This window comes from Nocardia sp. XZ_19_369 (assembly GCF_015355715.1).
In the GTDB taxonomy this organism is placed as follows: Bacteria; Actinomycetota; Actinomycetes; order Mycobacteriales; family Mycobacteriaceae; genus Nocardia.
In genome coordinates this window covers 264,650-277,734 of record NZ_JACVED010000011.1, presented here as the reverse complement: position 1 = coordinate 277,734, position 13,085 = coordinate 264,650, and the positions used below count along the sequence as shown (strand labels likewise).

13 protein-coding genes are annotated in these 13,085 nt (G+C 67.6%); 12 read left to right on the top strand and 1 reads right to left on the bottom strand.

Annotation, left to right across the window (positions count from 1 at the left end):
- Positions 1-151 precede the first annotated feature (151 nt).
- From IBX18_RS35835 to IBX18_RS35780, 12 genes are all read left to right on the top strand, one after another.
- Positions 152-1,243: a calcium:proton antiporter gene (locus IBX18_RS35835; protein ID WP_228542301.1), complete on the top strand. Its 1,092-nt coding sequence runs from the start codon at positions 152-154 to the stop codon at positions 1,241-1,243.
- A gap of 427 nt (positions 1,244-1,670) precedes the next feature.
- Positions 1,671-2,507: an ABC transporter permease gene (locus tag IBX18_RS35830; protein ID WP_147136191.1), complete on the top strand. Its 837-nt coding sequence runs from the start codon at positions 1,671-1,673 to the stop codon at positions 2,505-2,507.
- A 1-nt stretch (position 2,508) separates the two neighbouring features.
- On the top strand, positions 2,509-3,375 hold the full coding sequence (locus IBX18_RS35825; RefSeq protein WP_107654517.1) for an ABC transporter permease: 867 nt from the start codon (positions 2,509-2,511) through the stop codon (positions 3,373-3,375).
- A gap of 5 nt (positions 3,376-3,380) precedes the next feature.
- The gene (locus tag IBX18_RS35820) at positions 3,381-4,406 is read left to right on the top strand and encodes an MlaD family protein (protein ID WP_194837881.1); all 1,026 of its coding nucleotides are present in this window, start codon (positions 3,381-3,383) and stop codon (positions 4,404-4,406) included.
- Positions 4,403-5,404 (top strand): MlaD family protein, encoded by a 1,002-nt coding sequence (locus IBX18_RS35815; protein WP_107654518.1) that lies wholly within the window; start codon positions 4,403-4,405, stop codon positions 5,402-5,404. The genes IBX18_RS35820 and IBX18_RS35815 overlap by 4 nt, the downstream gene beginning before the upstream one ends.
- Positions 5,392-6,426 carry an MlaD family protein gene (locus IBX18_RS35810; RefSeq protein ID WP_194837880.1) on the top strand — a complete coding sequence of 345 codons (1,035 nt, stop codon included), beginning with the start codon at positions 5,392-5,394 and terminating at the stop codon, positions 6,424-6,426. The genes IBX18_RS35815 and IBX18_RS35810 overlap by 13 nt, the downstream gene beginning before the upstream one ends.
- Positions 6,426-7,511: an MlaD family protein gene (locus tag IBX18_RS35805; protein WP_194837879.1), complete on the top strand. Its 1,086-nt coding sequence runs from the start codon at positions 6,426-6,428 to the stop codon at positions 7,509-7,511. The genes IBX18_RS35810 and IBX18_RS35805 overlap by 1 nt, the downstream gene beginning before the upstream one ends.
- Entirely contained in the window at positions 7,508-8,626 is a 1,119-nt protein-coding gene (locus IBX18_RS35800) for an MlaD family protein (protein ID WP_194837878.1), read from the top strand. Before IBX18_RS35805 ends, IBX18_RS35800 begins: the two co-directional genes overlap by 4 nt.
- Positions 8,623-9,579, top strand: a complete 957-nt coding sequence (locus IBX18_RS35795; RefSeq protein WP_194837877.1) for an MlaD family protein — start codon at positions 8,623-8,625, stop codon at positions 9,577-9,579. Before IBX18_RS35800 ends, IBX18_RS35795 begins: the two co-directional genes overlap by 4 nt.
- Positions 9,580-9,593: 14 nt before the next feature.
- Entirely contained in the window at positions 9,594-10,190 is a 597-nt protein-coding gene (locus IBX18_RS35790) for a hypothetical protein (RefSeq protein ID WP_107654523.1), read from the top strand.
- Positions 10,191-10,365: 175 nt separating this feature from the next.
- Positions 10,366-11,094 (top strand): hypothetical protein, encoded by a 729-nt coding sequence (locus IBX18_RS35785; RefSeq protein WP_194837876.1) that lies wholly within the window; start codon positions 10,366-10,368, stop codon positions 11,092-11,094.
- A 41-nt stretch (positions 11,095-11,135) separates the two neighbouring features.
- The gene (locus tag IBX18_RS35780) at positions 11,136-12,020 is read left to right on the top strand and encodes an aminoglycoside phosphotransferase family protein (protein WP_194837875.1); all 885 of its coding nucleotides are present in this window, start codon (positions 11,136-11,138) and stop codon (positions 12,018-12,020) included.
- A gap of 36 nt (positions 12,021-12,056) precedes the next feature.
- On the opposite strand, the gene IBX18_RS35775 is transcribed toward IBX18_RS35780, so the two are convergent.
- Positions 12,057-13,067 (bottom strand): SDR family NAD(P)-dependent oxidoreductase, encoded by a 1,011-nt coding sequence (locus tag IBX18_RS35775; RefSeq protein ID WP_228542299.1) that lies wholly within the window; start codon positions 13,065-13,067, stop codon positions 12,057-12,059.
- Positions 13,068-13,085 lie beyond the last annotated feature (18 nt).

Below are 13,085 nucleotides of genomic sequence, written 5' to 3'. Positions count from 1 at the left end.
GGTTCGTCTCGATCAAGGCCGAGCCAGGGTATCGGCTCGGCGCTCGGTTATCTGCCCCTGCCAGTGGGGGCATTGTCCGATTCGGTGCCATTTCCGGGCCGCCACACCGCGCTGACCTGTGTGCGGAGGGTTAGCTGCAACGATGGATCTCATGATCCGTGTGTTGACCGACCGCTGGACCGTGTTCGTACCTATCATCGCCGCCCTCGCGCTGGCCGTAACCTGGGGGCGAAGTCTCTCCGGCGTGGCGGTGGTCGTGGTGGCCGCCGCGCTCATCGGCGCGGTGCTCGCGGCGGTCTATCACGCGGAGGTGGTCGCGCACCGGGTCGGCGAGCCGTTCGGGTCGCTGCTGCTCGCGGTCGCGGTGACCGTCATCGAGGTGGCGCTCATCGTCACGCTGATGATCTCCGGCGGTGACAAGGCCGCGTCGCTGGCCCGCGATACCGTCTTCGCCGCGGTCATGATCACCTGCAACGGCATCTTCGGGCTGTCCCTGCTGGTCGGCGCGCTACGTAGACGGGTGGCGGTGTTCAACGCGGAGGGCACCGGCGCGGCACTGGCCACGGTCGCGACGCTGGCCACGCTCAGCCTGGTACTGCCGACCTTCACCACCAGCCAGGCCGGGCCGGAGTTCTCCGCCGGCCAGCTCGCCTTCGCCGCGGTCGCCTCGCTCGCGCTCTACGGGCTGTTCGTCATGGTGCAGACGGTGCGGCACCCGGACGACTTCCTGCCCGTCGAGGGCAACGGCGTGGTCACCGACGAGGACGTGCACAGCGAGTCGCCCACCGCCAAGGCCGCGCTGCTCAGCCTGGTGATGCTGTTCGTCGCGCTGGTCTGCGTGGTCGGACTGGCGAAGGTGGTGTCGCCGTCCATCGAGTCGGCCGTCGCCGACGCAGGCCTGCCGCCGTCCGCGGTCGGCGTGGTGATCGCCTTGCTCGTGCTGCTGCCGGAAACCCTCGCCGCGGTGCGGGCCGCGCGCCGCGATCAGGTGCAGATCAGCCTCAATCTCGCCCTCGGCTCGGCCATGGCCAGCATCGGCCTGACCATCCCGGCGATCGCCGTGGCCACCATCTGGCTGGACGGGCCGCTGGAGCTCGGGCTCGGCGCCACGCAGATGGTGCTGCTCGCGCTGACGATCGTGGTCGGGGTGCTCACGGTTGTGCCCGGCCGGGCGACGCTGTTGCAAGGCGGCGTCCACTTGGCCCTGTTCTCCGCGTTCGCCTTCCTCGCGGTGAGTCCGTAGGCCGTGTGATTCGACTCACGCGAGGCAGTCGAGGCAAGCCGTATGGGCGGTGTGCTGACTATTGGCCCAGCTCCGGCCCTTTAGTCGCTGCGCGACCGTCTCGCTTGTCCCATTTGCCGATTACGCCCTTTCGTAATCGGTCCGTGATCTTGCTGGCAGTTAGCTAAATCACATGACGCACGTCACAGTGATACCGAAACGCGCTGATAACCCGTACCAGAACGGCCATTTACTTCCATCTTGTGCTGTTGACCGGGCAACGAAGCTAGTCACCGGCAAGCGTTCAGGAGGCGATGGTCACACCGTGATCAGCTTTACTGTTACCAGGTGTCACCGATAGCTTCATGGTGGCAGTGACGCCCATCATGGAGAGAACGATTGTGAAACCTGAGACACACCGGCCCGGCTCGGGCCTCGAGTGGCGTCTATGACCCGGGCTCGCTCGAGTGCCACCGCCGTCCGCGTCGTCCGCAAGAACTTCTCCGACACTGTCGTTTCGTCGTTGCGGACCTTCGGTCGCGCCGTGGACATCGCACGGGAATCGGTGACCGGCACGGTCACCGGGATCGCGCGCGGCCAGTTCGAGTGGCGCGAGGCGACCACCCAGGCCTGGCGGTTGGTCACCGTCACGGCGATTCCGGCGATCCTGATCGCCATCCCGTTCGGCGTCATCGTCTCGATTCAGGTCGGCAATCTCATCCACACGCTGGGCGCGGACTCGCTGCTCGGCGCGACCGGCGGCCTCGGCGTGATCAAGCAGGGCGCCCCGCTGGCCACCGGATTCCTGCTCGGCGGTGCGGGCGCCGCCGCCATCGCCGCCGATCTGGGCGCGCGCACGATCCGCGAGGAGATCGACGCGCTCAACACCATGGGCATCAGTCCGATTCCCCGCCTGGTGATTCCGCGGCTGGTCGCGATGATCCTGGTGGCACCGCTGCTGAACATCCTCATCATCTTCGTCGGCATCGTCGCCGGTTACGCGGTCGCGGTGGGCGGCCAGAACGTCACGCCGGGCAGCTACTGGGCCACCTTCGGTTCCTTCACCACCGTCGCCGATGTCTGGGTCTCGCTGCTCAAGGCGGCCCTGTTCGGCTTCCTGGTGGTGGTGATCGCCTGCCAGCGCGGGCTGGAGGCCAAGGGCGGACCGCGCGGGGTGGCCGACGCGGTGAACGCGGCCGTGGTGCTGTCGGTGGTGTCGATCGCCGTCGTCAACCTGGGCGTCACGCAGGTGGTCGAGATGTTCCTGCCGACGAGGTTGGTCTGACATGTCCGCATCGACCTATGTGCCCAAGGGTTTGGGCTGGCTCGCCCGCTTCTACCAGCGCCGCGGCCTGCTGCTCGCCCGGTTCGAGGCGCTCGGCTTCGTGCTGGCGTTCGTCTGGCAGGTGCTCTCGTCGATTCCGTCGACGATCAAGCACTACCGCGACGAGACGCTGCGCATCATCTCCGACATGACCTGGGGCCGCGGCTCGGTCATCGTCGGTGGCGGCACCGTGCCGATGATGATCGTGCTCGGCCTGGTCATGGGCGCTTCGGTGGCCGTCGAATCGTTCACCATGCTGAACATGCTCGGCATGGGTCCGGTCACCGGCATCGTCTCGGCCTATGCGACCACCCGCGAGCTCGCGCCGATCGCCGCGGCCATCGGCTTCGCCGCGCAGGCGGGCTGCCGCATCACCGCCGAGATCGGCTCCATGCGCATCTCCGAGGAGATCGACGCGCTGGAGGCGATGGGCTTGCGCTCGGTGCCCTTCGTCGTGACGACCCGGGTGATCGCGGGCGCCATCTCGATCGTGCCGACCTTCCTGATCGGGCTGATCCTGGCGTACCTGTCCTGCCGCGGCCTGATCACGCTGGTGCACGGGCAATCCGCGGGCGTGTACGACCACTACTTCTTCCAGTTCGTGGCCGGGTTCGACGTGATCGCCGCGGTGATCAAGGTGGCCATCTTCGCCACGGTGGTAATTCTCATCCACAGCTACTACGGCTTCTTCGCCACCGGCGGACCCGAGGGCGTCGGTATCGCCTCCGGCCGCGCGGTGCGCGCCTCCTCGGTGGCGATCGTGGCCATCGACATGGTGCTCACCATCGTGCTGTGGGGTTTCAACGCGACGATCAGCTTCACGGGGTAATGGCGATGCCGAAGTATGGATTGCCCGGAGTGGCGGTCGACAAGCAGCGGTCCCGGCTCGTCGGCCTGGTCGCGGTCGCAGTGATCGTGGCGGTGGTCGCGATCCTCGTAGTGCAACGCGAACTGCGCACCGACGACGGGATGCACATCTCGCTGCACACCGAACAGGTGGGCGACGGCATCCTGGCGGGCACCCCGGTGCGAGTGGACGGCGTGCAGGTCGGCACGGTCACCGGCGTCGACCCGGCCGAGCGCGGCACCCAGCGCATCGGGTTGCGGCTGGATCGTTCGCAACTGCACGGCATCGACGACAGCATGCGGGTCGACTACGCGCCCGCGAACCTGTTCGGCATCAGCGAGATCGAGCTGCGCCGCGGTGCGGGCGGATCCGCGCTGCGCGACGACAGCGTGCTCGACCTGACCGGCGCCAATTCCGCCGCGATCTTCGACGCCACCATGGGCAGCATGCTGCGCAGCCTGTCGGCGTCCGGTGACTCGGTGCTCACGCCGCAGATGGCGACGGTGATCGGCCAGGTCTCGCACGACATGAAGGCGTTCACCCCGCTGGCGCAGGCGATCATCCAGGCGGCCCAGATCGTCACCGACAACCAGCGGATGCCGTTCTCCGAGCTGGCCGCCGCGCTGGGCCCCGCGTTCTACGGCGCGGGCAACTTCGCGGGCGCCAACGAGGTGATGGTGGACATGATCCGCAATATCCCTCGGCTGCAATCGAATCGGGAATCCTTCGATGCCGGCGTGCGGATGCACACCGACACGCTGCTGCCCGGTATCGCCAACCTCGGCACCGCACTGGGCAACGATCTGTCCGGCGTCACCGACATGCTCGCGCCGGTGCTGACGCTGCTCGCGCAGATGGTGCCGCAGCCGCGGCAGTCGGGGGCCGACCTCACCGAGTTACTGCGCAGGCTGCGCGCGGCCATGCCCGACACCCCGAACGGCCCGGTGCTGAACGCCGAGATCGATCTGAGTGGCATGCCCGTCCTGGCACCGCTATTGGGAGGTGCCCGATGAAAGTACGTTCCGCCGCTTGGCGGCTCGGCCTGTTCGCGGCGGTGATGATCGGTGTGCTGATCATCGTCTGCACGGCGATCAAGCGCCCGGTATCGGGGCCGACCGAGGATCACAGCGCGTTGTTCACCGATGCCAACGGCTTGAAAGTGGGCGACGACGTGCGCATGTATGGCGTGCAGGTCGGCAAGGTGAACGGGATCGAGCTGGACGGCGTACAGGCCCGAGTTCGGTTGTCGCTCAAGACCGATGCGTCGATCTACGACAACTCGAAGCTGGCCATCCGCTACCAGAACCTCACCGGCCAGCGCTATATCGACCTGCAGCAGCAGCCGCAGCCCGGTAAGCGCATTCCGGGCGGCGCCACGGTCGGCACCGATCACACCGTGGCCTCGTTCGACGTGACCAGCATGTTCAACGGCCTGAAGCCGGTGCTGGCCACCATCTCCCCGGAGGAGATCAACCAGTTCAGCGCCAGCATGGTCGCCTTGATCGAGGGCGACGGCAACGGCATCGGACCCGCGCTGGCGGCGATCGACAAACTCGCGGCGCACGTGAAAGACCGGCAGGTGGTGATCGACAAGGTGCTGCAGAACCTGTCCGACCTGCAGGAAACGGCCGGCGGAAAGATCCACTACATGGTGCCGCTGCTGGCCAGGCTGGCCGACATCTTCTCCGGGCTGGAGTCCAATATGGCTGGGCTGGCCCAGTTCGCCGCGGCCGCGCCCTCGGTGCTCGGCCCGCTGGACAACCTGTTCAACGCCCTCGGTCTACAGAGCCCCGACGATGTGGACGCGTTGATCCACCAGATCTTCCCCGACCCGCAGCAGGCCCTCGAGATATTCGACAAGCTGCCCGGGCTGCTGGCCGGCTTCGACGCGGCGATCCCCAAATCGGCGGTCGCGGGCTGGAAGCCGCAGTGCACCAAGGGTGCGGCGGACGTGCCGCAGGTATTCGGCGTACTGATCGCGGGACAGCAGGTGGCGGTATGCGCTGGGTGAGCGGCATGTTCGCCGATCGTCGCGTGATCGGTGAGCAGGAGACCAAGCGGCGCGAGATCCGGCTCGGCATCATCGGCGTCGTCCTGGTGGCGATCGTGGCGGTCGCGGCCGGCGTGCTCTACGCGGTGCCGATCGGCAAGAAGACCTACACGGCCGATCTCGCGGAGGCTCAGTCGGTGAAGGCCGGTGACGACATCCGCGTGGCCGGGATCAGCGTCGGCACGGTGAAATCGCTGGAGCTGAAGCCGGATCGGGTGGTCATGCGCTTCACCGTGGACTCCGGGTTGTTCGTCGGCGATCAGTCCACGCTGGATGTCCGCATGCTCACCATCGTCGGCGGCAACTACGTGGCGCTGTTCCCCTCGGGCACAAAGCCGTTGGGCGACAAGCACATTCCGATGGATCGGGTGCGGCTGCCGTACAGCCTGGTGCAGACCTTCCAGGACGCGGCCGAGCCGGTCAGCAAGATCGACGGCGATACCTTGCGGCGCAACCTCGCCGCGCTCGGCACCTCCGTCGCGGAGGCGCCGGACACGTTGCGCACCACCCTCGACAGCCTCAGCAGCTTCGTCGACGACCTCAACCGTCAGCACGAGATGATCTCCAAGGCGATCGCCAATGCCGATGAGTACGTGACCATGTACGACGGCGCCAAGGGCTCGCTCGGCCGGCTGGTGCAGGCCACCAACCGGATGGAAGACCTGGTCCTCGGCAAGCGGGCCGAACTGCAGGAGGGGCTGCGGCTGCTGAACGCCGTCATCAGCAAGGCCGCGGCGATCGCGCCCACCTACGCCGAGCTGAAGCCGAAACTCCAGCCGCTGTTCGACGCCGTGCCCCGGATGTCGGAGCTGCTGAACAAGCTGGACCCGGTCATCGGCTCGGTGCAGGACATGCAGCAGAAGCTGTCGGCGCTGGCCGGGCCCGACGGCGGCGTGACGATCGACCAGTCCGGGCAGACCATCACCGCGCCGGCGGGCGCACTCGCGCGGGTCTGCGTGCCGTTGCCGGGGAGGGACTGCTGATGCTGCACAAGGTGCTCGGCTCGCGGGCGTTCATGTCGGTCTCGGGTGCGCTGGTCGCGGTCGTGCTCGTCGTCGTGGGGTACTTCATCGCCTTCGACCCGATGAAGAAGACCGAGAGTTACTGCGCGATCATGCCCGACAGCGTCGGGCTGTACGTCGGCAATCAGGTGACCATGCGTGGGATCCCGGTGGGCACGGTGACGTCGATTGCGCCGCAGGGTAAGTCGGTGAAGGTCGAGTTCGACGTCGAGGCCGACAAGCCGGTCTACGCCGACGCGGGCGCGACGACGTTGGCCGACAGCATCGTCGCGGCCCGCCAGCTCGCCGTGGTGACCTCCGGTCAGAACACCGCGCGCTGGAACGCCGGTCAGTGCATCACCAAAACGCTGACGCCCAAGAGCATCTCCGAGACATTGAACGCGGTGGCGCAGCTCTCCGCGCAGATCTCGGGACCGGACAACAAGACTCCCGACGCACTCGCCCAGGGGTTGTCGCAGCTGAACGCGGCGACCGTGGGGACCGGGCCGCAGGTCAACGACATCATCAAGAAGCTGAGCGGGGCGATGGCCTCGCCCGACGCCGATATCGGCCATCTGGTCGGGGTCTTCGACGCCTTCGCCTCGGTGGGCAAGAAGGTCGAGGAGCACTGGGGCGACATCGAATCGATGTTCCGCCGGTTGGCGCCGACGCTGAATGCGGCGCGCACCGACCTCCTGGAACCCGGTGCCCAGGTGATCGACGGACTCGGGCAGCTGCTCCCGATCCTCAACGACCTCACCACGGCCTTCGGCGATCCGATCATGAAGTCGCTCGATGTCACCGTGCCGCTGGTGAAGTTCCTGCGCGCCCGGGTCGGCTCGCTGGCCCAGATCGTGTCGATGATGCCGGTGCTGACCGATGCCTTCCGGTCGTTCGGGCAGTCCGGAATCACTTATGCGCCACCGAAGGTCGCGATTCCGCAGCAGCAGGCCGATCAGGTCTGCGCGGTGGTGAACGCGATGGCGCCGGGGCGCTGCGACGCCGCGGACGGCATGGCGAAGGTCGACATGGCAGCACTGCTGTTCGGAATGGCGGGTGCACGATGAACATCCATCGGGACGAGACCGGACGACTGGTCGTCACACTTTCCCGCCGTGAAAAGGGCTGTGGCGGTGGTCGTTTCGTCGCCGGACTCGCGGTGGTGCTGGCGGCCGCGCTGCCCGCCGCGGGCTGCGCGTTCGATCCGTCGTCGGTGCCGGTGCCCGGCTCCGAGGTCTCCGGCGCCACCTACGACGTGCACATCCAGTTCGCCAATGTGCTGAATCTGCCCGCGCGGGCCAAGATCATGGCCAACGGCGCCCAGGTCGGCACGGTTTCCGGGGTGTCCGTGGTGGATTCGGCCAAGGCGGGCGGCCGCGGTGGTTACGTGGTCGTCGATGCCCGGATCTCGAAGTCGGCACAACTGCCCGCGGCCACCCTGGCCGAACTGCGGCAGAACACGGTGCTCGGCGACATCCATCTCGCGCTGATCACCCCGTCGAACGGCTTCGACAAGCTGCTGCCGGAGGGCGGCACGATCCCGCTCGCACAGACGAAACCGCCGGTGCAGCTGGAGGACACGATGGCCGCGCTGGCCACCTTCACCCAGGGCGGCGCGGTGCAGCAGGTGCAGGACACCATCGAGCAGCTCAACGATGTGCTGCCCGCCGATCCCGCCCGGACCAAGCAGATCGGCAAGACCCTGGCCGACGACGCGGTGGACCTGGGCAACCACCTGGACGACCTCGACTCGCTGCTCGACGGGATCGACAACAACACCAATGTGCTGCACGGCATCCGGCCGGTGCTCGCCGACCTGCTCACCCAGGAGTCGGTGGACCAGATGAACGGCATCGCCCCGTCCATCGTCGGGGTGACCAAGATCTTCAACCAGCTCGGCCCGATCGGCACCTCGCTCACCTGGCTCGGCCCGCTGCTGAACAGCGCCGACGGCACCGTGCAGGCGTTCCTGCCGCTGCTGGCCTCGGCCCGGCCGCTGGACCTGAGTCAGCCGTCGAATCTGCAGGCGCTGGTCTCGCTGGTGCGCGAGAAGATCATTCCGTTCGCCGAGCACGGGCCCAAGGTGAACATCACCGGCGTGAAAACCGATGCGCCGGTGCCGATTCAGGACCAGACGGATCGGATCATCCAGACCCTACGCATGATCGGAGTCGTCCGATGAAGCTCGGGCCGATCGCCTCGCTCGGCGGCATCGCCGCCATCACTTTGCTCGGCGCGGGCTATCTGACGTTCAACGTGGTGCAGGCCGATCCGCTGGCCGAGTACACCAATGCCAGCATGGTGCTGACCAATTCGGGCGGGCTCGCCGTCGGGTCGCCGATCCTGCTCACCGGGATCGAGGTGGGCCGGGTCAGCTCGGTGCGCAAGAGCGCGGGCGGTGTCGAGGTCGGCCTGAAGCTCGTCGCGGACCGCCGGGTGCCGACCGACAGCACGGTCACCATCGAGCACCTGTCCGCGCTCGGCGAGCCGTACGTCGAGTTCCGGCCGAATGCCGACGGCGGACCGTACCTGCGCGACGGCCAACAGCTGACGACTTCGAATGTGCGTATGCCGCTGTCGATTCCGGAGGTCGCCCGGCTCGCCACCAAGACGTTGAACCAGCTCGACCCGACCGTGGTCGGCTCGCTGGTGAGCACCGCCGAGCAGTCGCTGGCCGGCACCGACGGCGCGATCCCGAATCTCGCGCGCTCCGGCGACCTGCTCGCCGCCGCCATCATGAGCCGCAATCCGCAGATCGCCTCGCTGCTCAACAGTCTCCAGAACACGGCCACCAACATGGATTGGGTAGGACCGTCTTTCAGCGCCGCCGCGCCCGAGTGGGTCCAGTTCACCCAGGCGCTGAGCGATCTCGTCGCGCACGTCGGCCGGATGGTCGACAGCCAGCCAATCGACCAGTACACGACCGGAAACGGGATCTCCCCGTTCACCGCGAAAACGGTCGACGCGTTGCGTGAGCTCCAGCCGGAGCTCAGTTCGCTGGCGCCGGTGCTGCGCCCGCTCGTCGATGCGCTGGTCGCGGCCGCGCCGCGCATCGATATATCCGACCTGATCTCCCAGGCCCTCGCCGAGGTCGACGCCGATGGCGCCGTCAAGGTGCGGGTGGCCGTCAAATAGGAAAGGAGGACGCGATGTCGAACGACGTTGTGACCGAACCGAAGCAGGACGTCGACACCGAGGCCACGCCCGCCCCGGCGCGCGACCCGAAGACCGTCTCGATTCGCCTCTCGACCGTCGCGGTCGCCGCAGCGCTGGTGGCGCTGACCGCCGCGACCGTGGTGTTCGGCGCGCTGTGGGCCTCGGCGCGCGGCGACCTGAGCGACCGCGACGCCGCGGCCGCCGACGACAAGCACGCCGAGCAGGTCGCCACCGATTACGCGGTCGGCGCCTCCAACATCAACTTCCAGGACGTCAACGCCTGGGTCGCCAAGCTCAAGGCCAACACCACCCCGCAGCTGGCCAACAAGTTCGACGCCACCGCGCCGAAGCTGCAGGACATCCTGGTGCCGCTGAAGTGGACCTCGACCTCGGCGCCGATCACCGCCAAGGTGATGAACACCGACAACGGGGTCTACAAGGTGAATGTCTTCCTCAATGTCACCTCGACCAGCGCGCAGACGCCCGAGGGGGCGCAGACCACGGTCACCTACACGGTGAATGTGGATCCGAACAACGGGTGGAAGGTCACCGACGTCGGCGGGATGGCGGGCGCGCTGCCCAAGCAGTAACCCTCGGTCGCTGAAACGGGCCGAGTTTACCCATAGCTATTTCTGGTAAACGGCTTTTACCTGCATAAATGAAAATTGTCTAAAGTCGACGTTGATACAGCAACCTTCGGGTAGCGTGCCGTGAAGATCAACATTCGTACCGGTATTTCCCTGTCCAGCAGAGAAGGCGGTTTCGATGGTGACACCCGGCGGCAGTCACGAGCCCGACGGTGGACGCGGCGCCGACAACCGCGGCCTGGTGATCGCGGCTGTGATCGCCGCCGTCCTGGTGCTGGTGGTCGCGGTCGGGATGCTGCTGCGGTCGGGTGAGGACTCGAAGGACGACAAGTCGCCGTCCGCGACGACCTCGGCGCGGCCGTCGACCACCGGCCGCACCACCCCGTCGCCCACCCGGGTGAGTCCGGGACCGCCGTCCCCGGTCGCCCCGCAGCCCGCGCGCAAGATCGGTGACGACTGCTCGGCGGGCGGCATCGTCGCGCAGTGGGATCTGCGCGGCGGTGAATGGGCGTGTGTTCCACAGGGGCAGGGCGTGCACCACATCGGGGACGACTGCTCGCACGACGGGATCGTCGCGCAGTGGATGCGGGGGCCGGACGGGCGCTGGGTATGCCAGCCGCAGGATCAGGGCCGGCCCGGACAACAGGAGCAAGGCCCCGGACCGGAGCCGGTGCCCGCCGACCCGGGACCACCGCCCGCGAATCCAGAGCTGCCGCCCTCGGTCCCGGAACCACCGCCTGCTGCGCCGGAACCCCCGCCTGCTCCCGCGCCGCCACCCCCTCCTCCAGCGCCGCTGCCGCCTGTTCCGGCATTCCCGCCCCTCTTTCCCGGGCTCCCGCCACCGCCTCCGCCGGTGCCCGCCGGTGCCGATCGGAGTCATCCGACGCCGATCGGGTCTGTCGAATAGGGCGGCGAAAATCGGTCGACACGGCTGCGATGCTCGTTGACGTGACCGTCGTGCCCGAGTTCTTCGCCACCCGCCTCGCCAACCAGGAGGGCGCACCCGCCCGCGCCTGGCTCGACCGCCTGCCCGACCTCGCCGCGCACTATGCCGATCGCTGGCAACTCACCTTCGACGGACCGTCCATGCACGGCTACGGCGGGCTCGTGCTGCCCGTCCGGCGTGCGGACGGCAGTGCGGCCGTGCTCAAGCTGAACTATCTGACGCCCGAGACCAAGGACGAACCGGTCGCGCTGGCCGCATGGCAGGGCGACGGTGCGGTGCTGCTGCTGGACAGTGACGCCGACAACGGAGCGATGCTGCTGGAACGTCTCGAAGCCGGACGTTCATTGCAGACCGAGCCGATCGATGACGCTGTGCGAATCACCTGCGAGCTCATGCGCCGATTGGCTATCCCAGTGCCGCAAGGTATTTCACGCAACTTGCGCACGGAGTCGGCAGGCTGGGCGGAGGAACTGCCCAGGGAATGGGAGCGGCTCGGTGCGCCGTACTCGCGCAAACTGTTGGACGCGGCCGTGGAGGTGTGCACCCAGCTCGGGCCCACCGCCGCCCAGCTGCTGGTGAACGAGGACCTGCATTTCGAGAATGTGCTTGCGGCACAACGGGAACCGTGGCTGGTCATCGACCCGCAACCGCTCGCGGGCGATCCTGAGTTCACCACCCTGTCTCTATTGTGGAGCCGCAGAACCGAATCCACCCTCGACAATCGCTTCGCCGCGGTAGTCGACATCGCGGGCCTCGACCCCGATCGCGCCCGCGCGTGGACCCTCGTGCAGTGCGCGCGCAACTGGCTGTGGTTCGCCGAGGACGAAGACTGTGACGACCCGGGCTACCCCTCCGTCCAGGAGATTGCGCCCTGGGCATTGTGCTGATCGGTTTCGCCGCACGGTCGCCACAACTCGGAACCCCTACGCGTGTGCGGTTTTCCCGCCGTCGATGACCAGCTGGGCGCCGGTGAGATACGGGTGTTCGGGTGAGGCGAGCGTGAGCGCGAATGCGGCGATCTCCGCCGCGGTGGCCAGTCGGCCGAGGCCTGGAACATTGCTGCCCGCCCACTGTTTCATCATCACCTGGTACACGTCGTCGGGAAGGTGCTCCAATCCGGCGGCTCGGCGCACGAATTCGGTGTCGGTGGTGCCGGGGACGAGCGCGTTGACCCGGATGCCGTCCGCCGCGTAGTCGAGTGCCGCGGACTGCACCAAGCCGACCAGTCCGCGCTTGCTCGCGGTGTACGCGCCGCGCCCAGCGTCAGTGGCGAGTGCGTTGCTCGACGAGGTGACCACGATGGTGCCGCCGCCACGTCGAATCAGATGCGGCACTTGGTATTTGATCGCGAGAAAGGTGCCGCGCAGGTTGGTGTTCAGCACTCGATCGAAGTCGGCGGTGCTGTACTCGTGCAGCTTCTTCTGCACGGTGATGCCCGCGTTGTTGAACGCGACATCCAGCCCACCATAGAGTTTCGCGGCCGCGTCGACGAAGTTCCGGACATCGTCCTCGACCAGCACATCGGCCCGAATATAGGTTGCCTCACCGCCTGCCGCCCGGATCTCGCGCTCCACCGCACGGCCTCGATCCTCGCGCCGCCCACAGAATGCCACCCGGCCGCCTTCCGCGGCGAACAAGCGGGCGGCCGCCGCGCCGATGCCCGAGGTCGCCCCGGTGATCACCACGGTTTTGCCCGCGAAGCGCCGCAACGCGGTCGGTTCGTACCGTGGTGGGTTCGAATTCGCGCCGAGCGCAACACCTCCGGCGAGCCCCGCGGCCGCGCCGACCGCGAGGCCGGATGCCGCCATCGTGCCGAGCAGCCGCCTGCGGCTCGGCTTCGCTGCCTGCTGCTTATCCGGTGCGGGGCGGGGTGCCTCGGTCGGACCGAGCTCGCCGCCATCGGCTACGCGTGCCGCATCATCGTTGTTCGTCATGCCACCACCCTCTCGACC

Bases quoted from the DNA above. Each gene is read 5' to 3' on its own strand.
- IBX18_RS35835 (WP_228542301.1), top strand. From the start codon at position 152: ATGATCCGTGTGTTGACCGACCGCTGGACCGTGTTCGTACCTATCATC.
- IBX18_RS35830 (WP_147136191.1), top strand. From the start codon at position 1,671: ATGACCCGGGCTCGCTCGAGTGCCACCGCCGTCCGCGTCGTCCGCAAG.
- IBX18_RS35825 (WP_107654517.1), top strand. From the start codon at position 2,509: ATGTCCGCATCGACCTATGTGCCCAAGGGTTTGGGCTGGCTCGCCCGC.
- IBX18_RS35820 (WP_194837881.1), top strand. From the start codon at position 3,381: ATGCCGAAGTATGGATTGCCCGGAGTGGCGGTCGACAAGCAGCGGTCC.
- IBX18_RS35815 (WP_107654518.1), top strand. From the start codon at position 4,403: ATGAAAGTACGTTCCGCCGCTTGGCGGCTCGGCCTGTTCGCGGCGGTG.
- IBX18_RS35810 (WP_194837880.1), top strand. From the start codon at position 5,392: ATGCGCTGGGTGAGCGGCATGTTCGCCGATCGTCGCGTGATCGGTGAG.
- IBX18_RS35805 (WP_194837879.1), top strand. From the start codon at position 6,426: ATGCTGCACAAGGTGCTCGGCTCGCGGGCGTTCATGTCGGTCTCGGGT.
- IBX18_RS35800 (WP_194837878.1), top strand. From the start codon at position 7,508: ATGAACATCCATCGGGACGAGACCGGACGACTGGTCGTCACACTTTCC.
- IBX18_RS35795 (WP_194837877.1), top strand. From the start codon at position 8,623: ATGAAGCTCGGGCCGATCGCCTCGCTCGGCGGCATCGCCGCCATCACT.
- IBX18_RS35790 (WP_107654523.1), top strand. From the start codon at position 9,594: ATGTCGAACGACGTTGTGACCGAACCGAAGCAGGACGTCGACACCGAG.
- IBX18_RS35785 (WP_194837876.1), top strand. From the start codon at position 10,366: ATGGTGACACCCGGCGGCAGTCACGAGCCCGACGGTGGACGCGGCGCC.
- IBX18_RS35775 (WP_228542299.1), bottom strand. From the start codon at position 13,067: ATGACGAACAACGATGATGCGGCACGCGTAGCCGATGGCGGCGAGCTC.